This is a genomic window from Sodalis sp. (in: enterobacteria) (genome assembly GCF_036327475.1).
GTDB lineage: Bacteria > Pseudomonadota > Gammaproteobacteria > Enterobacterales > Enterobacteriaceae.
The window spans coordinates 1,020,898-1,046,110 of the sequence record NZ_CP132913.1 but is presented as its reverse complement, the minus strand read 5'-3'; the positions used below and the strand labels follow the sequence as shown (position 1 = coordinate 1,046,110).

Sequence of the window (25,213 nt, the reverse complement as noted above, 5' to 3'; positions counted from 1 at the left end):
AAATAACCAAGAGTGATAGGAACAGGTGTTACGGAAAGAATAGCAAATCTCCGAACGCGTAAATGGTGTTTCATGTACTGCTCTAGTAGGGCGGACAGTGTGGGTCGACTTATCAGCGAGCTGAGGAACCCTATGGTTTACTCCTATACCGAAAAAAAACGCATTCGCAAGGACTTCGGAAAACGTCCGCAGGTTTTGGACGTTCCCTATCTCTTATCTATCCAGCTTGACTCGTTTCAGAAGTTTATCGAGCAAGATCCGGAAGGTCAGTACGGTCTTGAAGCGGCTTTTCGTTCCGTATTCCCCATACAAAGCTACAGCGGCAACTCCGAACTACAATATGTCAGTTACCGCCTGGGCGAGCCTGTTTTTGATGTCAAAGAATGCCAGATCCGTGGGGTGACGTTTTCCGCACCGCTACGCGTGAAATTGCGCCTTATCATTTATGAGCGTGAAGCGCCGGAAGGCAGGGCAAAAGACATCAAGGAGCAGGAAGTCTACATGGGTGAAATTCCGCTCATGACCGACAACGGTACCTTTGTCATCAACGGCACCGAACGTGTTATCGTTTCCCAGTTGCACCGTAGTCCCGGCGTATTTTTCGACAGTGACAAGGGTAAGACGCACTCCTCCGGTAAGGTGCTGTATAACGCACGCATTATTCCTTACCGCGGCTCCTGGTTGGATTTCGAGTTTGACCCGAAAGACAATTTGTTCGTCCGTATCGACCGCCGCCGCAAATTGCCAGCGAGCATCATTCTGCGCGCCCTGAACTACAGCACTGGCCAGATCCTGGATACGTTCTTCGACAAAGTGGTTTACGAAATTCACGACAAAAAGCTGCGGATGGAACTTATTCCTGAGCGCTTGCGTGGCGAAACTGCCTCATTTGATATCGAGGCCAACGGCACCGTTTATGTCGAAAAAGGCCGTCGCATCACCGCGCGTCATATTCGTCAGCTGGAAAAAGATGGCGTCGCGCAGATTGAAGTCCCCGTCGAATACATTGTAGGCAAGGTGGTGATAAAAGATTACATCGATGAAAATACCGGTGAAATCATTATTTCCGCCAACATGGAACTGACACTGGACCTGCTGGCCAAGCTAAGCCAGGCGGGGCACAAGCGTATTGAAACACTGTTCACCAACGACTTGGACCACGGTGCCTATATCTCCGAGACGCTGCGCATCGATCCGACCAGCGATCGCCTGAGCGCGTTGGTAGAAATCTACCGCATGATGCGCCCCGGCGAGCCGCCAACCCGCGAAGCCGCCGAGAACCTGTTTGAAAATCTGTTCTTTTCGGAAGATCGTTACGATCTGTCCGCGGTAGGCCGGATGAAATTCAACAGTTCGCTGCTGCGTGAAGAGATTGAAGGTTCCTGTATTCTGAGCAAAGACGACATCATTGACGTGATGAAGAAGCTCATCGATATCCGTAACGGTAAAGGCGAAGTCGACGATATCGACCACTTGGGCAACCGCCGCATCCGTTCGGTGGGCGAAATGGCGGAAAACCAGTTTCGCGTTGGCCTGGTGCGTGTGGAGCGCGCGGTGAAAGAGCGTCTGTCTCTGGGCGATTTGGATACTCTCATGCCGCAGGATATGATCAACCCCAAACCAATTTCAGCGGCGGTGAAAGAGTTCTTTGGCTCCAGCCAGCTGTCGCAGTTCATGGATCAGAACAACCCGCTGTCCGAGATTACCCATAAGCGCCGTATCTCCGCACTGGGCCCAGGCGGTCTGACCCGCGAGCGCGCAGGCTTTGAAGTGCGCGACGTGCATCCGACCCATTACGGTCGCGTGTGCCCCATCGAAACCCCGGAAGGACCGAACATCGGCCTTATCAACTCACTGTCCGTGTATGCACAGACCAACGAGTATGGCTTCCTGGAAACGCCGTATCGCCGCGTGCAGGACGGCGTGGTCACCGACGAGATCCATTACCTGTCGGCGATTGAGGAAGGCAATTTCGTTATCGCGCAGGCCAACACCAACCTCGGCGAAGATGGCCGCTTCATTGATGACCTGGTAACCTGCCGCAGCAAGGGAGAATCTAGCCTGTTCAGTCGCGATCAGGTTGACTATATGGACGTTTCCACCCAGCAGGTGGTCTCGGTCGGCGCCTCGCTGATTCCGTTCCTGGAGCACGACGATGCCAACCGCGCCTTGATGGGTGCGAACATGCAGCGTCAGGCAGTCCCCACATTGCGTACCGATAAGCCGCTAGTCGGCACTGGTATGGAGCGTGCGGTTGCCGTTGACTCGGGCGTGACCGCCGTGGCGAAACGCGGTGGAACGGTGCAGTACGTAGACGCCTCCCGTATCGTGATTAACGTTAATTCGGATGAAATGCATCCGGGCGAAGCGGGCATTGATATCTACAACCTAACCAAATACATCCGTTCCAACCAAAACACCTGTATCAGCCAGACGCCTTGCGTTTCGCTTGGTGAACCGGTTGAGCGTGGCGACGTGCTGGCCGACGGTCCGTCCACCGATCTAGGTGAGCTGGCGCTGGGTCAGAATATGCGTATCGCCTTCATGCCGTGGAACGGCTACAACTTTGAAGACTCCATGTTGGTCTCAGAACGCGTGGTGCAGGAAGATCGTTTCACCACTATCCATATCCAGGAACTGGCGTGCGTATCCCGCGACACAAAGCTCGGTCCTGAGGAAATTACTGCCGACATCCCGAATGTGGGTGAAGCCGCGCTCTCCAAACTGGATGAGTCAGGCATTGTCTATATCGGCGCGGAAGTGACTGGCGGCGATATTCTGGTAGGCAAGGTGACTCCGAAAGGCGAAACCCAACTGACGCCGGAAGAGAAACTGCTGCGCGCCATCTTCGGTGAAAAAGCCTCCGACGTGAAAGACTCGTCGCTGCGCGTGCCGAATGGTGTTTCCGGTACCGTTATCGATGTTCAGGTATTTATCCGCGACGGTGTGGAAAAAGACAAGCGCGCGCTGGAAATTGAGGAAATGCAGCTTAAGCAGGCCAAAAAGGACCTAACCGAAGAATTGCAGATCTTTGAAGCCGGTCTGTTTGCCCGTATTCGCGACGTGCTGATCTCTGGCGGCATCGAGGCGGAGAAACTGGATAAGCTGACAAGCGAGCGCTGGCTGGAACTGGTCCTGGCTGACGAAGAGAAGCAGAATCAGCTTGAGCAGCTCGCCGAGCAGTACGACGAGCTTAGGCATGAATTCGAGAAGAAGCTGGAAGCTAAGCGCCGTAAAATTACCCAGGGTGATGACCTGGCTCCGGGTGTACTGAAAATCGTCAAAGTCTATCTGGCGGTGAAACGTCAGATTCAGCCGGGCGACAAGATGGCTGGCCGACATGGTAATAAGGGCGTTATCTCCAAGATCAACCCTATCGAAGATATGCCTTACGATGAAAACGGCGTGTCGGTGGATATCGTTCTGAACCCACTGGGCGTACCGTCGCGTATGAACATAGGCCAGATTCTGGAAACCCATCTGGGTATGGCGGCAAAAGGCATCGGCGACAAGATCAATGCCATGCTCAAGCAGCACGAAGAAGTGGCCAAGTTGCGCGAATTCATCCAGAAAGCCTATGATTTGGGTGATAACGTGCGCCAAAAGGTAGATCTCAACACCTTCTCGGATGAGGAAGTGCTGCGTCTGGCGGAGAATCTGAAGAAAGGAATGCCAATCGCCACGCCGGTATTCGACGGCGCCAAAGAGAAAGAGATCAAGGAGCTACTGCAGCTCGGCGGCTTGCCGCCGAGCTCCGGTCAAATTACCTTGTTCGATGGCCGTACCGGGGAGCAGTTCGAGCGCCAGGTTACCGTGGGTTATATGTATATGCTTAAACTCAACCATTTGGTTGATGACAAAATGCATGCGCGCTCCACCGGCTCGTACAGCCTGGTTACCCAGCAACCACTTGGGGGCAAGGCGCAGTTCGGCGGCCAGCGCTTCGGGGAGATGGAAGTGTGGGCGCTGGAAGCCTACGGCGCAGCGTACACCCTTCAGGAAATGCTTACCGTCAAGTCGGATGATGTTAACGGTCGCACCAAGATGTACAAAAACATCGTGGATGGCAATCACATGATGGAACCTGGTATGCCGGAATCCTTCAACGTTTTGTTGAAAGAAATCCGTTCGCTTGGCATCAATATCGAGCTGGAAGAAGACTGATTTTTCTGCCAGAGTACGATTCGTGCTGGTAATAAAGGCACCTGAGCGTTTCAGGCGACTAACAGATCCAACTCCGACAGGAGCCAATCCGTGAAAGATTTACTTAAGTTTCTGAAAGCGCAAACTAAGACCGAAGAGTTTGATGCGATCAAAATTGCGCTGGCCTCGCCAGACATGATTCGTTCCTGGTCTTTCGGTGAAGTGAAGAAGCCGGAAACCATTAACTACCGTACCTTCAAACCGGAGCGCGACGGCCTGTTCTGCGCACGTATTTTCGGACCGGTAAAAGACTATGAATGTCTGTGCGGTAAGTACAAGCGTTTGAAACATCGCGGGGTCATCTGCGAGAAGTGCGGCGTTGAAGTAACCCAGACCAAGGTGCGTCGTGAGCGCATGGGCCATATTGAGCTGGCTTCGCCTACCGCCCACATTTGGTTTTTAAAATCGCTGCCGTCCCGTATAGGCCTGCTGCTGGACATGCCGCTGCGCGATATCGAGCGCGTGTTGTATTTTGAATCCTATGTCGTAGTTGAAGGCGGTATGACCAACCTTGAGCGCTGTCAGATCCTGACCGAAGAGCAGTATCTAGACGCGCTGGAAGAGTTCGGTGACGAATTTGACGCCAAAATGGGCGCTGAAGCGATCCAGGCCCTACTGAAAAATATGAATCTGGAGCAGGAATGCAAGCGGTTACACGAGGAGCTGGAAGAAACTCACTCTGAAACCAAGCGCAAAAAGCTGACCAAGCGTATCAAGCTGCTGGAAGCTTTCGTGCAATCCGGCAACAAACCGGAGTGGATGATCCTGACCGTGCTGCCGGTGCTGCCACCGGATCTGCGCCCTCTGGTCCCGCTGGACGGCGGCCGCTTTGCAACGTCGGATCTGAACGATCTGTATCGCCGGGTGATCAACCGTAATAACCGCTTGAAGCGCCTGCTGGATCTGGCTGCGCCGGATATCATCGTGCGTAACGAAAAGCGTATGTTGCAAGAAGCGGTCGATGCGCTACTGGATAACGGCCGTCGCGGCCGCGCCATTACCGGCTCCAATAAGCGTCCGCTGAAATCGCTGGCCGACATGATTAAAGGTAAGCAAGGCCGATTCCGCCAGAACCTTCTGGGTAAACGCGTCGACTATTCCGGCCGTTCGGTTATTACCGTCGGTCCGTACCTGCATCTGCATCAGTGCGGTCTACCGAAAAAAATGGCGCTGGAGCTGTTTAAGCCGTTCATTTACGGCAAGCTGGAACTGCGCGGACTCGCCACAACGATCAAAGCCGCCAAGAAAATGGTGGAGCGCGAAGAAGCCGTGGTCTGGGATATCCTGGACGAAGCCATCCGCGAGCACCCTGTCATGCTGAACCGTGCGCCGACGCTACACCGTCTGGGCATCCAGGCGTTTGAGCCGGTGCTGATTGAAGGTAAAGCCATTCAGTTGCACCCGCTAGTATGTGCGGCATACAACGCCGACTTCGACGGCGACCAGATGGCGGTACACGTGCCGCTGACGCTGGAAGCCCAGCTGGAAGCGCGCGCGTTGATGATGTCTACTAACAACATCCTGTCGCCTGCTAACGGCGAGCCGATTATCGTGCCATCGCAGGACGTGGTGCTGGGTCTGTACTACATGACCCGCGATCGCGTCAACGGCAAAGGCGAAGGCATGGCGCTGACCGGGCCGAAAGAAGCGGAACGCATCTATCGCGCCGGTGTGGCCGAGCTGCATGCGCGCGTTAAGGTGCGTATCACCGAGCATGAGAAACGTGACAACGGCGAGTGGGTGGAGAGCACCCGCCTGGTGGACACTACCGTCGGCCGCGCCATCCTGTGGATGATCGTGCCAAAAGGGCTGCCATTCTCGCTAGTGAACCAGGCGTTAGGTAAAAAAGCCATCTCCAAGATGCTTAATACCTGCTATCGTGTGCTAGGTCTGAAGCCGACCGTCATTTTTGCCGACCAAATCATGTACACCGGTTTCGCCTACGCTGCCCGTTCCGGCTCATCTGTCGGTATCGACGACATGGTGATCCCCGCAAAGAAGGCCGAAATCATCGATGAAGCCGAAGCGGAAGTCGCCGAAATCCAAGAACAGTTCCAGTCGGGTCTGGTGACTGCTGGCGAACGCTATAATAAAGTTATCGATATCTGGACCGCAGCCAATGAGCGCGTTGCCAAGGCGATGATGGACAACCTGTCCACCGAAACAGTGATTAACTGCGACGGCGAGGAAGAACGTCAGGTATCGTTTAACAGTATCTTTATGATGGCCGACTCCGGCGCCCGTGGTTCGGCGGCGCAGATTCGTCAGCTGGCCGGTATGCGTGGTCTAATGGCCAAGCCCGACGGCTCTATCATTGAGACACCGATTACCGCGAACTTTCGTGAAGGTTTAAACGTACTCCAGTACTTCATCTCCACCCACGGCGCGCGTAAAGGCTTGGCGGATACCGCACTGAAAACCGCGAACTCCGGCTACCTGACCCGTCGCTTGGTCGACGTGGCGCAGGATCTGGTGGTAACCGAGGATGACTGCGGCACCTTCGCCGGTATCGTAATGACGCCGGTAATCGAAGGCGGCGACGTGAAAGAGCCCCTGCGCGAACGCGTGCTTGGCCGCGTCACGGCGGAACATGTTCTGAAGCCAGGCACCATGGATATTCTGGTTGAGCGTAACACCCTATTGAACGAGCAGTGGTGTGATGTGCTGGAAGAAAACTCCGTGGACAGCGTCAAGGTACGTTCGGTCGTGACCTGCGACACAGATTTCGGCGTGTGTGCCAACTGCTACGGCCGCGATTTGGCGCGTGGGTATCTGGTTAACAAGGGCGAAGCCATCGGCGTTATCGCCGCACAATCCATCGGCGAACCCGGTACCCAGCTTACCATGCGCACATTCCATATCGGTGGGGCCGCGTCCCGCGCCGCTGCGGAATCCAGCATTCAGGTGAAGAACAAAGGGACCGTCCGTCTCAGCAACGCCAAGTTCGTGGTTAACGGCAGTGGTAAACTAGTGATTACTTCGCGTAATACCGAGCTGAAGCTGATTGATGAATTCGGCCGCACCAAAGAAAGCTACAAAGTGCCTTATGGCGCCGTGATGGCCAAAGGTGATGGCGCGGAAACCATGAGCGGCGAAACCGTTGCCAACTGGGATCCGCATACCATGCCGGTTATCACCGAAGTCGACGGTTTCGTCCGCTTCACCGATATGATCGACGGCCAGACTATCACCCGCCAGACAGACGAACTAACCGGCTTGTCCTCTATCGTAGTATTGGATACCGCCGAACGTACCGGCGGCGGTAAAGATCTGCGTCCGGCGCTGCGCATTGTGGATGCCAACGGTAATGATATGCTGCTTCCTGGTACCGACATGCCGGCGCAATACTTCCTGCCGGGTAAGACGATTGTGCAGTTGGAAGACGGCGCTAAAATTACCGGCGGTGATACGCTGGCGCGCCTGCCGCAGGAAACCGGCGGGACCAAGGATATTACCGGTGGTTTGCCGCGTGTTGCCGATCTGTTTGAAGCTCGTCGTCCGAAAGAGCCGGCGATCCTGGCCGAGATCAGCGGTATCGTTTCCTTTGGTAAAGAAACCAAAGGCAAACGTCGCCTGGTTATCTCGCCGGTGGATGGCAGTAACGCTTATGAAGAGATGATCCCGAAATGGCGTCAGCTCAACGTCTTTGAAGGTGAACGCGTAGAGCGCGGCGATGTGATTTCCGACGGTCCGGAATCGCCGCACGACATTCTGCGTCTGCGAGGCGTGCATGCAGTAACCCGCTATATCGTCAACGAAGTCCAGGACGTCTACCGTCTGCAGGGAGTGAAGATCAATGATAAACACATCGAAGTTATCGTTCGCCAAATGTTGCGTAAAGCGACGATCGCCAGCAGCGGCAACTCTGAGTTCCTGGAAGGTGAACAGGCGGAATATTCGCGCATCAAGATCGCCAATCGCCAGTTGGAAAACGATGGTAAGATGGAAATGACCTACATGCGCGATCTGCTGGGTATCACCAAAGCCTCGCTGGCTACGGAGTCGTTTATCTCCGCGGCGTCGTTCCAGGAAACCACGCGCGTGCTGACCGAAGCCGCTGTTGCCGGTAAGCGCGATGAACTACGTGGCCTGAAGGAAAACGTCATCGTCGGACGGTTAATCCCGGCCGGTACCGGTTATGCTTATCATCAGGAACGCGCCAGTCATCGTCATCAAGGTGAAGCGCCTGCCGCACCGCAGCTTACCGCCGATGAAGCTTCTGCCAACCTGGCTGAACTGCTGAACACGGGTCTGGGCGGCAACGACGACTGATTGCCAGCATTGTCCCTCATCGCTGACAAAAGCAAAACCGCTCGGAAGAAGAACGGCCGCGCCCCTCAAAGCAGGAACAATAGCGTGAACAAAGGGAGGGCCGATGCGGCCTTCACACTGTACCGACAACGCTTCACCCACGCCTGACGCTTCCTAAAACGCCAGAAGCTGTCATGGACAATGGCGCTTTCAGAATGATTGTCGTCAGCGCGCCGTGATCCGTTACATGTTTTCCTGTAGAGCGCTGCAAAGCAGCGTGGACGTCGTATCCCCTCCGGCACGATACGATCGTAAACGTGAAATGACCGGCGGAAAGATAATCCACCAATTGATGGCAAAAGGCGTTTAGCGCTTTCTTCGTCCATGGGAGCATGCTTTTCTTTGTTTGGGATTTAAGCCGATCAAATAGTAGCACGCCACTAGTAGTACGCCACCAAAAGTCCCTTGCGGGCTTATGACCATTAATCAATAAATTCATTATTGCCAGTAACGCATTTCGCATGATTGACTTCAAGGTGATAAAATATAACGGATAAATATAACGGATAAATAAAAAAAACGTTAAGGCTTGCTAGCTTGTTGTAAAATAAGAGGTAGTACAACTAAAATGGCACACGAACTTAGCAGGCATGAACGGGACTAGTGGGTGGTCAGCCAGGAGGCCAAATTTTGGCTGCCGCAGGTGGAACTGCCTTTCGGCAGCGCGATGGATAAGGACTGATCGGCATGCTGGCGCTACCCATCGGCGAATGGGCGAGGGAGATTTGTTCTAACTGGTCTGGCTTGGCGTGCAACTTTCGGGGTTTTCCGTTCATATCGTCATTGCGGTTATTACGGCCACCAGGTGCGCTTGAGCAAAATGGAATGTGCCTGCACGACCATTGCCACGAACGTTATTACCCGTAATCCGCGCGGGCGTCAAATCGCCCCTTGCATTACGTGACCCTCCGCCGCGATGACTAGATTTTTCTGGCGCGCCACAGCCGCCATCGCGGAGAAATCTATACCGTGTTGGCCGACCTTGTTGAAGTGGACGAAATGCTGGAGTAATGCGTCGCGCGTGAAGTGATGGAGGAAACACAGGTGCGCGTGAAGTGATGGAGGAAACACAGGTGCAAAAATGTGTGTTATGTGACCCTTTCTAGCCCTGGCCGTTTCCCATTCACTGATGATGGCGTTTAGCCGATTATGACCGGGGCGACATCCAGCATGATCCGCATGAGCTTCTCAACGCCGGCCGGTATCGTTACGACGCGCTACCAGCCGCCGCCCGGGATCGGTGACGCTTGCAACCGCTGCGCTGCTACCCGCCGGACGCCGCCATCCTGTTTTCTGATATTCTCACAGCCCATGATGCCATGGGACTAGGCCTGCGGTTTGAGCAGGGCGAAGGGCCGCGCTTTACGCGCCCCATATAAAGCCACCGCGACGTAGACACCTGCCAATCCCTGATCCAGAGCAGGGCTTGGCTATGTGATGAACGCGGTGCACATCATTCGGGAGGTCTAGATGAGCGGTACCGTTAATCGGTTTCTCTGGCAGCCACGGTGCCTGGCCACGCAAATATGGCGGAAAGCTGCAGCTCCAAGGTCTTCACCAAAATTAAAAGGATGCTGTACGTCGAGCTGGAAACGCTGTCTTTGCTGCTGGACAAACTGGCGGTGTTGTACCTGAACCGGCCAAATCTGCGCAGGCACCCAGGCGGTGGGGCGGCACGTTGGCCAACGCGGATTATCGAGAATTTTCCCTGTACTTATGCACGAAATTGTTGACGGCCTCCAGTGTAAACATGAGGGTCTCCGGGTGCCGGTAACGCTACTCACCAAAGGCAGCGGCCAATGGCTAGAAACGATGACCGCCAGAGGTTGCGATGCGTTCGGCCTTGACTGGAGCACCGATATCGCGGGCGCTCGCTGCCGGGTTGGTGACAAGGTGACATCACAGGGATATGGACCCGTCGGTGCTCTATGGCTCCCAGGCGCGAATCGAGCGCGAAGTGGCCTCTATACTGGAGGATTTCGCCACGGGCGAGGGGCATATCTTCAATCTTTGGCACGGCATTTATCAGGATGTGTCGCCGGCGCACGCGGGCTATTTCGTTGAGGCAGTACACCGGCTGTCTCGCAGCCCTGTTATTAGGACATAGACGTACGGATACGCAGCGCTGCACGCCGAACAGATAACAACAGCGGGAAAATTATACGCCACGACGATTTCACCTTTACCTCGTCTGCACTTATCGCCGGCGTCGATGTCGGCTTTGAGCCCTTGGAATATCAGGCGTCGCTGTCGCCACGACAATACCCTATTATTCCAGACTTTTGTCGTTTCGCGAATATCCGGCACTATTGGTGATATGAGACCAGCTTGGATACGGTCCCGATTCATTGCTGGTGGACGGTCACGACATTTCGGCGGCGTTTTGGCGTAGCGAGCCTTTCGGCCTGTTGGTAGATATCCAGCCATCAGCGTGGCTAAGCGACGCTTATGCGGTCAATTCTCGCCGCTGGTGGAAGAGCAGGAGGCGCTGGAGTCGCTGATGAACAAAGGCGGGCAACTGGCCTGGGTGTGGCGCAGAAAATCACGCTGTAATCCGCTGTTTATTTCCACCGGCATCGGGTAGGGCTGAGTTAGCCCTGCATTGGGTGCAACTTTGCATACGCGGCTACCCCCTGTCATAGCCGACGCGATGGGCGGATGCGATGGCATCGAACAACACGGCCTTTCAGCGATGGCAGTAGGGGCGGATGAAGCGGACTTTCCCCGCCGCCATAGGGTCTGGCGCAAATTTCAGGTAAACTGCGCGCAAGATAAAGAGTAATGGGACACCCAATGTTACGTAACTCGATACATTTGCGTCTGGAAAAGCTGGAAAGCTGGCAACATATCATGTTTATGGCCTCCCTCTATAAAGTGCATGTATCCTAACTATCAGCTATTTTGTCTACAAGCCGCCTTTTGCGGCGCGGCGATTTTACGACGCATTTTCGTCTTGGAGACGATGGTAGTAAAAGATGCTAAGGTCAATTTCGATTTGCAGCTGAAAAACTTGAGGAGGTGATCCCGGTCGCCAATGATTATAATTTTACGGCGTTTATCCCGCAATATACGCCTATGTCACTTTAAGTGAACTTCTTCGCTTCTCGCCTAAGTGGAGAAACGTTAGCGCATGCCGTCACCATAATGGAGACATCTGTTTGTAGTGTGGTGATAGTGGAATGACACAAGCAGAACGGAAGATGACTGAAGAAGAACTAAATGCATTGCCGGGCATTGAGCAGGAGTGGGATATGAAATGGGAAATTTTCCGTTTATTGACGGCCAGCAAAGAACGAGACATTAGATTTATTAAGGATTACGCGCTGATCTGCGCGAGGCTGGAATTAGCAATATTAGGATAAATTTGCAGCAATAAGGCAGAAAAACGTGATTTAACACCCGTTTTGTTGGTCCATAAGGCTTCACATTAGCACCCTGTCTGGTCTACATTTGTGGCGTGAAAAGTGGCTACAGGTGCGTGTATGCAAGAGAGTGCTATCAATCGGCATATCCGCCGCACTTGATGTTTAGCAAGCGATAAACATACTGTAAGGATAATATATGAACAAGACTCAATTGATTGATGTAATTGCTGATAAAGCTGATCTTTCTAAGGCACAAGCGAAGTCTGCGTTGGAATCCACTTTGGCAGCAATTACCGAGTCTCTTAAAGAGGGTGATGCAGTACAATTGGTTGGTTTCGGCACTTTCAAAATTAATCATCGTAGCGAACGTACTGGCCGCAATCCACAGACTGGCAAAGAAATCAAAATCGCAGCTGCCAACGTACCTGCCTTTGTTTCTGGTAAGGCACTGAAAGACGCGGTCAAATAAACGCAGTGTTCAGGTGAATACAATAAGCAGGGGGCACTCATGCCCTTTTGTCTGTACGGCTTTGTGGAATAGGGCTTATGGCTCTGATGCTGACGGCATGCGGCTTCCATGACCTCCGCGCGTATTTATTTTACCGCTTGTATCGCCGATCGCAGCGCCGTTCGTCTTTGGAGTGAAGACGATACCGCCAGCGAGCGTATAACGATTGAAAATGTCTACAGCCCCTATCACGCCGCGTCAGCGGCGTGACTCGTTATGAACATCAACGGGACGAGGTGCGTCAGATCTACCGACAGTAAAGCGGAGAACAACCTAAAACATTACAGCTACGCTTTGACCAGCATGGTAAGCTGAGTTTCATGCAGCGCGAGTGTGGACGCTGTGTGCATTCGAGATCCGCCGTGTGCTGGAAATCAGCCAGGCGCTGCGCGTCGGCGACGGTCGCCTCCACGCGGCCTCCCTTGCTCAACACCTTACCCTGATGTAGGCAGGTGCATGAAAGATTTTCCCCTTCCACCTCGTCTGTCGGTAGACCGCTGATTTCATCCTCGGTACGATAGTCGCCGAGATAACCTCCTGCCGACAATACCACGCTCAGCGCCGGCCGTTCATCCTACTTGGAGGTTTCCTCGTCCAAACCTCCTTCGGTGGCCACCAAGCAGTAGGCGACTAGGTCGGATCGCATGCGCAACATAATAGGTTGGGTTTCCGGATCGCCAGCGGTAGTTAAACTCAATGACTTTCGGCTGGCCATCATGGCTTATCATCAGGCTGAAAACCGGCATAGACATCCCCCTTTGTCGCCATCCATTTCAGACCTCACGGTCACGACCGGCGCCGGTGAATAAGCGCCACACCGCCGGTATTCTGGCCCCATCTCCTACGTGTTTATGATCCTGGCTGATAGCCATTGGCGGCATATGCTCACCGTCTACCATAACAATAAAGCTGGTCTTTACCCGTCGAGAAATTCTTCAATGACAATACGGTACCTCACATCGCCAAAGCGTTGTCGGCCAGCATATCGTTCACAGCGTATTTTGCGTCCACTAGCATTATGGCGACAACTGTGCCCATAGCCAAACCATCCGCTTTGATAACGATCGGCGCGGCCCGCTGACGCACATAGTTCAGTGCCGGAATATCTGTCGCGGCGATGTCTACTTTTACAATGTTGGTTCCGGCACGGTGCCGGCGTGTCGGGCGCAACATATTTGTGTAAGGCGCCATTCGGCGAAAATAGCGCTTGTCACCGGTCGTGAAGGTCCTATAATGCGCCTCCACTGACCGGGAGCAGTCGTTGCGACTTACCGGCTCAGCCAGAGGCAAGCGGTCCACGAAGGTTAAATAAAAGCTTGACTCTGCAGCGGAAAAGCGTAGTATACGCCACTTGTACCGGTAGAGGAATTACCCTCCCGGACACGCTCTTTAACAATTTATCAGACAATCTGTGTGGGCACTCATAAGACAGTATCGATACACGAAATATCAAGTCTTGAAGAGTGAACAACGAATATTCATAGGAATACCAGTTTTAATTCTTTGAGCATCAAGCTTTTAATTGAAGAGTTTGATCATGGCTCAGATTGAACGCTGGCGGCAGGCCTAACACATGCAAGTCGAGCGGCAACGGAAAGAAGCTTGCTTCTTTGCCGGCGAGCGGCGGACGGGTGAGTAATGTCTGGGGATCTGCCCGATGGAGGGGGATAACTGCTGGAAACGGTAGCTAATACCACATAACGTCGCAAGACCAAAGTGGGGGACCTTCTGGCCTCACACCATCGGATGAACCCAGATGGGATTAGCTAGTAGGTGGGGTAATGGCTCACCTAGGCGACGATCCCTAGCTGGTCTGAGAGGATGACCAGCCACACTGGAACTGAGACACGGTCCAGACTCCTACGGGAGGCAGCAGTGGGGAATATTGCACAATGGGGGAAACCCTGATGCAGTCATGCCGCGTGTGTGAAGAAGGCCTTCGGGTTGTAAAGCACTTTCAGCGGGAAGGAAGGCGATGGCGTTAATAGCGCCATCTGTTGACGTTACCCGAAGAAGAAGCACCGGCTAACTCCGTGCCAGCAGCCGCGGTAATACGGAGGGTGCAAGCGTTAATCGGAATTACTGGGCGTAAAGCGTACGCAGGCGGTCTATTAAGTCAGATGTGAAATCCCCGGGCTCAACCTGGGAACTGCATTTGAAACTGGTAGGCTAGAGTCTCGTAGAGGGGGGTAGAATTCCAGGTGTAGCGGTGAAATGCGTAGAGATCTGGAGGAATACCAGTGGCGAAGGCGGCCCCCTGGACGAAGACTGACGCTCAGGTACGAAAGCGTGGGGAGCAAACAGGATTAGATACCCTGGTAGTCCACGCCGTAAACGATGTCGATTTGAAGGTTGCGGCCTTGAGCCGTGGCTTTCGGAGCTAACGCGTTAAATCGACCGCCTGGGGAGTACGGCCGCAAGGTTAAAACTCAAATGAATTGACGGGGGCCCGCACAAGCGGTGGAGCATGTGGTTTAATTCGATGCAACGCGAAGAACCTTACCTACTCTTGACATCCAGAGAACTAGGCAGAGATGCCTAGGTGCCTTCGGGAGCTCTGAGACAGGTGCTGCATGGCTGTCGTCAGTTCGTGTTGTGAAATGTTGGGTTAAGTCCCGCAACGAGCGCAACCCTTATCCTTTGTTACCAGCGATTCGGTCGGGAACTCAAGGGAGACTGCCGGTGATAAACCGGAGGAAGGTGGGGATGACGTCAAGTCATCATGGCCCTTACGAGTAGGGCTACACACGTGCTACAATGGCGCATACAAAGAGAAGCGATCTTGCGAGAGTCAGCGGACCTCATAAAGTGCGTCGTAGTCCGGATTGGAGTCTGCAACTCGACTCCATGAAGTCGGAATCGCTAGTAATCGTGGATCAGAACGCCACGGTGAATACGTTCCCGGGCCTTGTACACACCGCCCGTCACACCATGGGAGTGGGTTGCAAAAGAAGTAGGTAGCTTAACCTTCGGGAGGGCGCTTACCACTTTGTGATTCATAACTGGGGTGAAGTCGTAACAAGGTAACCGTAGGGGAACCTGCGGTTGGATCACCTCCTTACCTAAACGATACGTTAAGTGACGTGCCCACACAGATTGTCTGATAACTACCACGAGCAAGAAACCTCCTATAGGCTTGTAGCTCAGGTGGTTAGAGCGCACCCCTGATAAGGGTGAGGTCGGTGGTTCAAGTCCACTCAGGCCTACCAGTTACACTTATCCCGATGAATGAGACCGCAGCGTGTTGTTGTCAGGCAAACGTGTCAGGCTGTGTTCAGCATGCGGTGAAAAGAAGATTGGCTGTCGCCCTGTTTATTGACTGTGGTGAACGAAGCATTACCTGGCATGCAGGTAGACCAGGCATATGCAAGATGAACGACTTGGGGCTATAGCTCAATTGGGAGAGCGCCTGCTTTGCACGCAGGAGGTCAGCGGTTCGATCCCGCTTAGCTCCACCATTCATGGAATGTATTTGTGGGATGAGCGATTTTTCTGTCGTTGATTTGTTTCAGAGCGCGTTTGATAAACGCGCTCTGAAATATCGTGCTCTTTAACAATCCGGAATAAGCTGAAAATTTGAAACACATGCTGAAGTGCAAGCTCAGCATGTGAGTCTCTCAAACGAAGTAAGCAAACCTGAGATAACGCTTAACGTTATCACTGTCGTGCGATAGGCGCTGTCGTTTCAGCCCGGTCCTCACAGACTGTGCCGAGTCTCGCCTGTATGGTGAGACTCAAGCGAGACGACGCAAGTGACTGAAAGCCCGGAAGTCGTGGCAGACCGTCGAACCAAATGCAGACAGCTCAGGGTTGTGAGGTTAAGTAACTAAGCGTATACGGTGGATGCCTAGGCAGTCAAAGGCGATGAAGGACGCGTTAATCTGCGAAAAGCGCCGGTGAGCTGATATGAAGCGTTATCAGCCGGCGATGTCCGAATGGGGAAACCCGATGCAATTCGTTGCATCATCGTCAGGTGAATCCATAGCCTGACGAAGCGAACCAGGGGAACTGAAACATCTCAGTACCCTGAGGAAAAGAAATCAACCGAGATTCCCCCAGTAGCGGCGAGCGAATGGGGAACAGCCCAGAGCCATCATCAGCTTGCGCATCAGGAGAACGGTCTGGAAAGTCCGGCGACAGAGGGTGATAGCCCCGTATCCGAAGGTGCGCTTGTTGTGAGCTCAATGAGTAGGGCGGGACACGTGATATCCTGTCTGAAGATGGGGGGACCATCCTCCAAGGCTAAATACTCCTGACTGACCGATAGTGAACCAGTACCGTGAGGGAAAGGTGAAAAGAACCCCGGCAAGGGGAGTGAAATAGAACCTGAAACCGTGTACGTACAAGCAGTGGGAGCATCCTTCGGGGTGTGACTGCGTACCTTTTGTATAATGGGTCAGCGACTTATATTCTGTAGCAAGGTTAACCATATAGGGGAGCCGTAGGGAAACCGAGTCTTAACTGGGCGTTTAGTTGCAGGATATAGACCCGAAACCCGGTGATCTAGCCATTGGCAGGTTGAAGGTTGGGTAGTACTAACTGGAGGACCGAACCGACTAATGTTGAAAAATTAGCGGATGACTGGTGGCTGGGGGTGAAAGGCCAATCAAACCGGGAGATAGCTGGTTCTCCCCGAAAGCTATTTAGGTAGCGCCTCGTGAAGTCATCTACGGGGGTAGAGCACTGTTTCGGCTAGGGGTCCATCCCGGATTACCAATCCGATGCAAACTGCGAATACCGTAGAATGTTATCACGGGAGACACACGGCGGGTGCTAACGTCCGTCGTGAAGAGGGAAACAACCCAGACCGCCAGCTAAGGTCCCAAAGTCATGGTTAAGTGGGAAACGATGTGGGAAGGCCCAGACAGCCAGGATGTTGGCTTAGAAGCAGCCATCATTTAAAGAAAGCGTAATAGCTCACTGGTCGAGTCGGCCTGCGCGGAAGATGTAACGGGGCTAAACCATACACCGAAGCTGCGGCAGCGACACGTATGTGTTGTTGGGTAGGGGAGCGTTCTGTAAGCCTGTGAAGGTGACCTGTGAGGGCTGCTGGAGGTATCAGAAGTGCGAATGCTGACATAAGTAACGATAAAGCGGGTGAAAAGCCCGCTCGCCGGAAGACCAAGGGTTCCTGTTCAACGTTAATCGGAGCAGGGTGAGTCGACCCCTAAGGCGAGGCCGAAAGGCGTAGTCGATGGGAAACAGGTTAATATTCCTGTACTGGGTGTGACTGCGAAGGGGGGACGGAGAAAGCTAGGTTCGCCGGGGGACGGTTGTCCCGGTTCAAGCGTGAAGGTGGAATGAGCAGGCAAATCCGCTCATTCTTAACATTGAGGCGTGATGACGAGCCACTACGGTGGTGAAGGAATTGATGCTACGCTTCCAGGAAAAGCCTCTAAGCTCCAGGTCACATCGAATCGTACCCCAAACCGACACAGGTGGTCAGGTAGAGAATACCAAGGCGCTTGAGAGAACTCGGGTGAAGGAACTAGGCAAAATGGTGCCGTAACTTCGGGAGAAGGCACGCTGGTGTGTAGGTGGAGGGCCTTGCGCCCCGAGCTGAAGCCAGTCGCAGATACCAGCTGGCTGCAACTGTTTATTAAAAACACAGCACTGTGCAAACACGAAAGTGGACGTATACGGTGTGACGCCTGCCCGGTGCCGGAAGGTTAATTGATGGGGTTATCGCTTGCGAGAAGCTCTTGATCGAAGCCCCGGTAAACGGCGGCCGTAACTATAACGGTCCTAAGGTAGCGAAATTCCTTGTCGGGTAAGTTCCGACCTGCACGAATGGCGTAATGATGGCCAGGCTGTCTCCACCCGAGACTCAGTGAAATTGAACTCGCCGTGAAGATGCGGTGTACCCGCGGCAAGACGGAAAGACCCCGTGAACCTTTACTATAGCTTGACACAGAACATTGAGCCTTGATGTGTAGGATAGGTGGGAGGCTTTGAAGTGCGGACGCCAGTCTGCATGGAGCCAATCTTGAAATACCACCCTTTAATGTTTGATGTTCTCACTCAGGCCCGTCATCCGGACCGAGGACAGTGTCTGGTAGGTAGTTTGACTGGGGCGGTCTCCTCCCAAAGAGTAACGGAGGAGCACGAAGGTTAGCTAATCACGGTCGGACATCGTGAGGTTAGTGTAAAGGCATAAGCTAGCTTGACTGTGAGAGTGACAGCTCGAGCAGGTGCGAAAGCAGGTCTTAGTGATCCGGTGGTTCTGCATGGAAGGGCCATCGCTCAACGAATAAAAGGTACTCCGGGGATAACAGGCTGATACCGCCCAAGAGTTCATATCGACGGCGGTGTTTGGCACCTCGATGTCGGCTCATCACATCCTGGGGCTGAAGTAGGTCCCAAGGGTATGGCTGTTCGCCATTTAAAGTGGTACGCGAGCTGGGTTTAGAACGTCGTGAGACAGTTCGGTCCCTATCTGCCGTGGGCGCTGGAAGATTGAGAGGGGCTGCTCCTAGTACGAGAGGACCGGAGTGGACGCACCACTGGTGTTCGGGTTGTCATGCCAATGGTATTGCCCGGTAACTACGTGCGGAAGAGATAACCGCTGAAAGCATCTAAGCGGGAAACTTGCCTCAAGATGAGTCTTCCCTGAGGTCTAGAGCCTCCTGAAGGGACGTTAAAGACGATGACGTTGATAGGTCGGGTGTGTAAGCGCTGCGAGGCGTTGAGCTAACCGATACTAATGACCCGTGAGACTTAACCTTACAACACCTGAGCTGTTTGAGAGCGAGCCACAAAAGTGCAGGTAATACCACCAACACCTGCAGCAAATGCAGGCAAAATGTGGTCGCTCATGTGCTAAGAGACAAGACACGAGACACCATCAGTGATGTTCCGGATAACGCCCGATGATCACGTAAGTGAGGGTTGGGTAGCCAGAGCCCGGAGCCCTCCGTACGGCGAAAGCGGTGCAGACAACGAATTTGCCTGGCGACACTAGCGCGGTGGTCCCACCTGACCCCATGCCGAACTCAGAAGTGAAACGCCGTAGCGCCGATGGTAGTGTGGGGTTTTCCCCATGCGAGAGTAGGAAACTGCCAGGTATCCATTTTAAAAGCCCTCCGCTCACGCAGAGGGCTTTTCTTGTCAAAGAAGCAAACGTTGCCACAGTCAAGGCCGGGAAGGCAGGGCTATATTCCCGATGAGTGAGCTCAGTGGCAATAATTGATTCACAAGCGCCCCCAGTGACGACAAGCTTACGTTCGCCCTGAACAGGTCATGATAAAAGGGGCGATCCGATAAGCTGATTAATATCTAGCTGCAGAAGCGTACAGTCCAATGCCATATTGCTGGTGACCGCAATGATATGCCGTTCGAGGAACATATTTACTGACCGGCTCATTCTTGAAGCCTTTTACCAAGATCACATCGTGCAGCAACGGATCCATCTGATTGGCTAACCAGACTAGAGAAGGCATCTACGCCGGTACGTTTTCAGTCATCGGCGCCCAGCGCTCCGCACTGGCCACCATCGTCTGCTGCGCGCCGGCCCTCCATAGCGTATAACTACCGATACCACTATAGGCGCGATGGCCCAGCGATGGAGGGGCATGGTCATGGCAATTACCCATGTGACCACAGGTTAAGATCCTTCAGTGTATTGAGATTCGTACCGGGAAGTGTTAAAACCACTCGCTGTGCCGAGAGCGTGAATAAGGCCTGAACGGCCCCTCCGTAGTGTAGAAACGCCTCTAGCGCTGGCGTCAAAGCGCGACGGCATAATGGCTTATGATTGATTTGCAGCAGGCCTTTATCTTCACCGCCACAATATATTAGCGAATGTAGGATAATGCTGTTTATCCTCGTTCGCGAATCTTGCTACAGTACTGTTAGACGTTCACTAAGGAAGGCATCATGAAATGCCATTGCGTTAATGAATTAGTGGCGCTGTTACGTCTCGCCTGTGTAGGACGATTTGAGCGGCCTAACCGATGATATTCTGATCTATCATTTGAAAATGCGTGGCAGCGATAAAACGGATGCAATTCCCGGGCTAGCAAAAGATTATGAAGAAGGGTTTAAAACGGCCATTTTGCGCGCCTGCGGTATTATCAAAGAGCAAGCTTGGCTAAGCAGTGGGTGATGAGCACAGAACGAAGAGAGAAAGCGGTTATACGGTGAAATTCTACCGCACCGAACACTGGCGAGCAAATTTTAGAAGAGCACCAGTTGGTGCAAGAGCTTGCGGAGGCCGAAATACTGGTCGTGGATGTAGCGCCGCTGGTCATTAATAATATAACACTGCACAACATCTTGGCTACTATTGCCTCCTGTTCACCAGTGTTGGTGGGTGGGCTTTTGAGCAGGATAACGAAGACCAGTAGGGTGTTTCTTGACCGTATTCATCGATACAACGGCAGCCGCTATTTTAGCGCACACCCGACCATGGGACTGAAAGAATATCTGACGTTGCTGCGCCGCAAGCTGGAAAACAGTACCCCCACCTCTGGCCGACAGAAAGCGATAAGCGATATTTTTACAGGCATGCGACTAGCTCATAGCGTAGGTGCAACATCTTGTGGCGCGACCACCAGACATTGGTTGATCTCAACGATGCCCGTAAGGCCCATCTGTCCAAGATCTCTAGATGCTGCTTATTAACGGCGATCTTCACGACAGACTGTATTAATTGTCGCTGTTGTTGGACGCTTATGCTGAATTTATAGATTTATCGGTAGCCGACGCTTATTGAGCCGTAATGCAGATGATCCATTATCTAGTCTGTGTTAGTCGTCGCTGGAGCGATTCGGTTTCTCAGCATAATTTCCCGTATGGTTGAGACGGAATTTTGGTTGCAATCAACTGTGCTATTCATCGAACAGTCCTGCGACAACCTTCTCTGCAGTTGATGCCGGTCTATTGATTGCTTTTACGCCTAAATGATTCATTTTGGAGATAGGCTGTCTATGAAAAAAATATGGTTTGCGTTGATGGGCGCCGCGTTGGCATTCAGTGCCTCGGCCGCATCGTTTACTAAAGGTCAACAATATGTCCAGCTCGACAAGCCGGTAACCAGTAAACACCAGGTGCTAGAGTTTTTCTCGTTTTATTGCCCGCACTGTTATCAATTCGAGCAAGTCTATCACATTTCTAGTAAGGTAAACAAAGCGCTGCCGGCAGGAACTAAAATGACCAAATATCACGTGGACTTCTTGGGGCCGATGGGTAAACAGCTCACCCAGGCCTGGGCGGTAGCCATGGCGCTTGGAGTAGAAGATAAAGTCAGCCCGCTACTGTTTGATGGCCTACAGAAAACGAAGGTGATTCAAACGCCGGATGACGTTCGCGCGCTCTTCGTTAAAGCGGGCGTCAGCGAGGAGGAATATGATTTCGCCTGGAACAGCTTTGTGGTGAAATCCTTAGTCGTGCAGCAGAAGAAAGCGGACGCCGATTTACAATTGCGCAGTGTACCGGCAATGTTCGTCAATGGTAAATATATGGTGAAGAATGACGGATTGGATATGTCATCGATGGACGCTTACACCAAACAATTCGCCGATGTTGTGAAATTTCTTCTTAGTCAAGGGTAATATCCGCCTACGGGTGGAAACACAACGCTGGCGTTGTCCTTTCTGACGTCAATAGAAATCGTGGTATCTCCTTAATCTATTAGAGGATAATTCCTTTATCCGCAACGGGCCATGGCAGGTTTATATCCACAATGGTAATATCCTTGTGATGAATTTTGCCATTGACAGGTTAATGAGTTAAAAATTGATATAAAACTTTTTATTTAGAAGCTTCGCAAATATCGCGACTGTTAATAAAAACTATAATTTTACTCACAAAGTTATCCACAATATGATCCTATGGATCTCGCCGCATTCCCGGTATTTTCCTTACACGGTATTTAATACTTATGCTATACTAATCATCATCTCCGTCTGCCGGCTATGACATGCTACTCCTTGTGTTTGCTGACTAAAAAGAACGAATACACCATGGTTCAAATCGCAGAAAACCCATTAATTCTAGTGGATGGTTCTTCTTACCTTTACCGCGCCTATCATGCTTTCCCGCCGCTGACCAACAGTGGGGGGGAAGCCACGGGGGCGATGTACGGCGTATTGAATATGCTTAAAAGCCTGCTGGTGCAATACCGACCAAGCCATGTGGCGGTGGTGTTTGATGCCAAGGGCAAAACCTTTCGCGATGAATTGTTTGAGCATTACAAATCCCACAGGCCGCCCATGCCAGACGCTCTGCGCGGCCAGATAGCGCCGCTGCGTGAGATGGTCAAGGCGATGGGGCTGCCGCTACTGGCTATCAGTGGCGTCGAGGCCGATGATGTTATCGGTACGCTGGCGCTGGCGGCGGCGCGCGACGGCCGCGACGTGTTGATAAGCACTGGTGATAAAGATATGGCGCAGCTGGTATCGTCCAAAATCACCCTGATCAATACCATGTCGAGCACCATCCTTGGTCCGCAAGAGGTACAATTGAAATTCGGCGTGCCGCCCAAGCTTATTACAGACTATCTGGCACTGATGGGCGATAGTTCGGATAATATTCCAGGCGTGCCGGGAGTGGGGGCAAAAATCGCGCAGGCACTATTGCAGAGGGTAGGGGGGCTGGAAACCCTGTATCAACAGCTTGATAGCATCAGCACCTTGAGCTTCCGCGGCGCCAAAACCATGGCCGCCAAACTCGAGCAGCACCGAGAGATGGCTTTCCTCTCCTACCAGTTGGCGACGATTAAAACCGATGTGGCGCTGGATTTACCCTATGACCAGCTAACAGTTAAAGAGCCCGAGACCGAAGCGCTGATGCTGTTGTTTCAGCGTTATGAATTCAAACATTGGCTGAGCGACCTAGAAACGGGTAAGCGTCTACAGGGCCGCAAGAGCACCGTCGCGCCGCCTTCGCCCTTTACCGCGCCTCGCCAGGCCGCAGCGGAGATGCCAACTGAGGCACGGATAAAAGACGGTTATCAAATCATTTATGACATGACGACGCTTGAGCAGTGGATTACCGCTATTCGTTGCGCCGGCCTGTTCGCCTTCGATACCGAAACCGATGGGCTGGATACGCTGACCGCCAATTTGGTAGGGCTGTCCTTTGCCGTGAAGCCGGGTGAAGCCGCCTATCTGCCGATGGGGCATAACTATCTGGATGCGCCGAACCAGCTTGATCGCGCGGCAGTGCTGGCATTGTTGAAACCAGTGCTGGAAGATGCCAGTATCGGCAAAATCGGCCAGAACCTCAAATTCGATCGCGGGGTATTAAAACGATATGACATTGAGTTGGCCGGAATCGCATTCGATACTATGCTGGAATCCTACGTGCTGGACAGCGTCGCTGGCCGCCACGATATGAGCAGCCTGGTGGATCGTTTTTTACAACACATCACCGTGAGCTTTGAGGAGATCGCGGGTAAAGGGTGCAATCAGTTGACGTTTAACCAGATCGCTTTGGAACAGGCCGCCCCCTATGCCGCCGAAGACGCCGATATAACGCTGCGTTTGCATCAGACGCTGTGGCCGCGCATTAAGCAAGTGCCGGAGCTGCAAAAGGTTTTTCAGGAAATTGAAATGCCGCTGGTGCCTGTTCTATCGCGTATTGAGCGCACCGGCGTGCTGATTGACAAAAACATTCTCGCCGCGCACTCGGTGGAGTTAGCTAAACGTCTGGAAACGCTGGAGCGGGAAGCACATCAACTGGCTGAAAAACCGTTCAATCTTTCCTCTACCAAACAGCTGCAGATGATTTTATACGATAAACAGAAACTGCCTGTGCTGAAAAAAACGCCAGGCGGTGCCCCCTCCACCAATGAAGAGGTGCTGGCGGAGCTGGCGCTAGATTATCCGCTGCCGAGGTTGATTTTGGAATACCGCGGCCTGGCCAAGCTTAAATCCACCTATACCGATAAACTACCGCAGATGATCAACCCGGTATCGAAACGTGTGCATACCTCCTATCATCAGGCCATTACCGCTACCGGACGACTATCCTCTAGCGATCCGAACCTGCAAAATATTCCGGTGCGTAATGATGAGGGACGGCGCATACGCCAGGCGTTTATCGCGCCTCCGGATGCGTTTATTGTGGCGGCGGACTATTCGCAGATTGAACTGCGCCTTATGGCGCATCTCGCGCGCGATCCAGGATTGCTGAACGCCTTTGCCGTCGGCAAGGATATTCACCGCGTCACTGCCGCCGAGGTCTTCGGGTTGCCGCTGGAGGAGGTGACACAGGATCAACGCCGCAGCGCCAAGGCTATCAACTTTGGTCTGATTTACGGCATGAGCGCCTTTGGTCTGGCACGCCAGTTGTCAGTGCCGCGCTCGAAAGCACAGAAATATATGAATCTTTATTTCGAGCGATACCCCGGCGTTTGGGACTATATGGAACGCATTCGCAGGCAGGCGACCGATCGGGGTTATGTTGCCACCCTGGATGGGCGACGACTTTATTTGCCGGATATTCACTCGCGCAACGGCGTGCGTAAGAAAGGTGCGGAGCGCGCGGCCATTAATGCACCTATGCAGGGCACCGCCGCCGATATCATCAAACGGGCGATGATTGCGATTGATAGCTGGTTGCAGCAGGAGGCGCCGCCGGTTCGCATGATTATGCAGGTTCATGATGAGTTGGTGTTTGAGGTGAAAAGGGATGCGGTAGAGAGCTCTAAAGCGCGGATTAAGACGTTGATGGAGGGGTGTTTTACGCTGGATGTGCCGTTACAGGTAGATGTGGGGGTCGGTGAAAACTGGGACCAAGCTCACTAAGTGGCGAATGACTAAGCACTTTTGTAATTAAGCTACATTAAAGAGTGATGCAATGAGCACTCCTTACACGTGAAAGG

General features: G+C 52.9%; 8 protein-coding genes, 2 tRNA genes, 3 rRNA genes and 7 pseudogenes. 18 read left to right on the top strand and 2 right to left on the bottom strand.

Annotated elements, in window-relative coordinates; translation table 11 throughout:
- Positions 1–132 precede the first annotated feature (132 nt).
- On the top strand, positions 133–4,164 hold the full coding sequence (rpoB, locus tag GPOALKHO_RS05675; protein ID WP_406701630.1) for a DNA-directed RNA polymerase subunit beta: 4,032 nt from the start codon (positions 133–135) through the stop codon (positions 4,162–4,164).
- Between the two features lie 90 nt (positions 4,165–4,254).
- Positions 4,255–8,475, top strand: coding sequence for a DNA-directed RNA polymerase subunit beta' (gene rpoC / locus GPOALKHO_RS05670; RefSeq protein ID WP_406701629.1), 4,221 nt, complete (start codon positions 4,255–4,257; stop codon positions 8,473–8,475).
- A 272-nt stretch (positions 8,476–8,747) separates the two neighbouring features.
- Here the strand turns inward: rpoC and GPOALKHO_RS05665 are convergent.
- Positions 8,748–8,901 (bottom strand): annotated as a pseudogene (locus tag GPOALKHO_RS05665) (Rsd/AlgQ family anti-sigma factor); the annotation flags it as partial.
- A 244-nt stretch (positions 8,902–9,145) separates the two neighbouring features.
- Between GPOALKHO_RS05665 and nudC the strand changes: the two are divergent.
- The 7 genes and pseudogenes from nudC to GPOALKHO_RS05630 form a co-directional block, all read left to right on the top strand.
- A pseudogene (gene nudC / locus GPOALKHO_RS05660) lies at positions 9,146–9,737 on the top strand (NAD(+) diphosphatase); the annotation flags it as partial.
- 24 nt (positions 9,738–9,761) lie between these two features.
- Positions 9,762–10,621: pseudogene (locus GPOALKHO_RS05655) on the top strand (uroporphyrinogen decarboxylase family protein); the annotation flags it as partial.
- Positions 10,622–10,639: 18 nt separating this feature from the next.
- Positions 10,640–11,153: pseudogene (locus GPOALKHO_RS05650) on the top strand (endonuclease V); the annotation flags it as partial.
- Positions 11,154–11,164: 11 nt separating this feature from the next.
- A complete protein-coding gene (locus GPOALKHO_RS05645; protein WP_406701628.1) occupies positions 11,165–11,296 on the top strand; it encodes a hypothetical protein in 132 nt (43 codons plus the stop codon).
- Between the two features lie 11 nt (positions 11,297–11,307).
- Positions 11,308–11,890: pseudogene (locus GPOALKHO_RS05640) on the top strand (YjaG family protein).
- A gap of 185 nt (positions 11,891–12,075) precedes the next feature.
- Positions 12,076–12,348 carry a nucleoid-associated protein HU-alpha gene (gene hupA, locus GPOALKHO_RS05635; protein WP_025246531.1) on the top strand — a complete coding sequence of 91 codons (273 nt, stop codon included), beginning with the start codon at positions 12,076–12,078 and terminating at the stop codon, positions 12,346–12,348.
- 108 nt (positions 12,349–12,456) lie between these two features.
- Positions 12,457–12,597 carry a hypothetical protein gene (locus GPOALKHO_RS05630; protein WP_406701626.1) on the top strand — a complete coding sequence of 47 codons (141 nt, stop codon included), beginning with the start codon at positions 12,457–12,459 and terminating at the stop codon, positions 12,595–12,597.
- Between the two features lie 148 nt (positions 12,598–12,745).
- Here the strand turns inward: GPOALKHO_RS05630 and GPOALKHO_RS05625 are convergent.
- Positions 12,746–13,488: pseudogene (locus GPOALKHO_RS05625) on the bottom strand (phosphoribosylamine--glycine ligase); the annotation flags it as partial.
- Positions 13,489–13,906: 418 nt separating this feature from the next.
- Between GPOALKHO_RS05625 and GPOALKHO_RS05620 the strand changes: the two are divergent.
- The 9 genes and pseudogenes from GPOALKHO_RS05620 (at position 13,907) to polA (ending at position 25,136) form a co-directional block, all read left to right on the top strand.
- Positions 13,907–15,448, top strand: a 16S ribosomal RNA gene (locus GPOALKHO_RS05620).
- A 71-nt stretch (positions 15,449–15,519) separates the two neighbouring features.
- Positions 15,520–15,596, top strand: a tRNA-Ile gene (locus GPOALKHO_RS05615).
- Positions 15,597–15,769: 173 nt separating this feature from the next.
- Positions 15,770–15,845: transfer RNA gene (locus tag GPOALKHO_RS05610), tRNA-Ala, on the top strand.
- A 358-nt stretch (positions 15,846–16,203) separates the two neighbouring features.
- Positions 16,204–19,112, top strand: a 23S ribosomal RNA gene (locus GPOALKHO_RS05605).
- A gap of 222 nt (positions 19,113–19,334) precedes the next feature.
- Positions 19,335–19,451, top strand: a 5S ribosomal RNA gene (gene rrf / locus GPOALKHO_RS05600).
- Together the 16S, 23S and 5S rRNA genes with 2 tRNA genes alongside form the textbook arrangement of a ribosomal RNA operon.
- Positions 19,452–20,262: 811 nt before the next feature.
- Positions 20,263–20,491: pseudogene (locus tag GPOALKHO_RS05595) on the top strand (DUF1040 family protein).
- Between the two features lie 86 nt (positions 20,492–20,577).
- Positions 20,578–21,009 carry a hypothetical protein gene (locus tag GPOALKHO_RS05590; RefSeq protein WP_406701624.1) on the top strand — a complete coding sequence of 144 codons (432 nt, stop codon included), beginning with the start codon at positions 20,578–20,580 and terminating at the stop codon, positions 21,007–21,009.
- A gap of 305 nt (positions 21,010–21,314) precedes the next feature.
- Entirely contained in the window at positions 21,315–21,938 is a 624-nt protein-coding gene (gene dsbA / locus GPOALKHO_RS05585; protein ID WP_406701623.1) for a thiol:disulfide interchange protein DsbA, read from the top strand.
- Positions 21,939–22,349: 411 nt separating this feature from the next.
- On the top strand, positions 22,350–25,136 hold the full coding sequence (gene polA, locus GPOALKHO_RS05580) for a DNA polymerase I (protein ID WP_406701622.1): 2,787 nt from the start codon (positions 22,350–22,352) through the stop codon (positions 25,134–25,136).
- Positions 25,137–25,213: the final 77 nt, after the last annotated feature.

Bases quoted from the DNA above. Each gene is read 5' to 3' on its own strand.
- rpoB (WP_406701630.1), top strand. From the start codon at position 133: ATGGTTTACTCCTATACCGAAAAAAAACGCATTCGCAAGGACTTCGGA.
- GPOALKHO_RS05645 (WP_406701628.1), top strand. From the start codon at position 11,165: ATGGGCGGATGCGATGGCATCGAACAACACGGCCTTTCAGCGATGGCA.
- hupA (WP_025246531.1), top strand. From the start codon at position 12,076: ATGAACAAGACTCAATTGATTGATGTAATTGCTGATAAAGCTGATCTT.
- GPOALKHO_RS05630 (WP_406701626.1), top strand. From the start codon at position 12,457: ATGACCTCCGCGCGTATTTATTTTACCGCTTGTATCGCCGATCGCAGC.
- dsbA (WP_406701623.1), top strand. From the start codon at position 21,315: ATGAAAAAAATATGGTTTGCGTTGATGGGCGCCGCGTTGGCATTCAGT.
- polA (WP_406701622.1), top strand. From the start codon at position 22,350: ATGGTTCAAATCGCAGAAAACCCATTAATTCTAGTGGATGGTTCTTCT.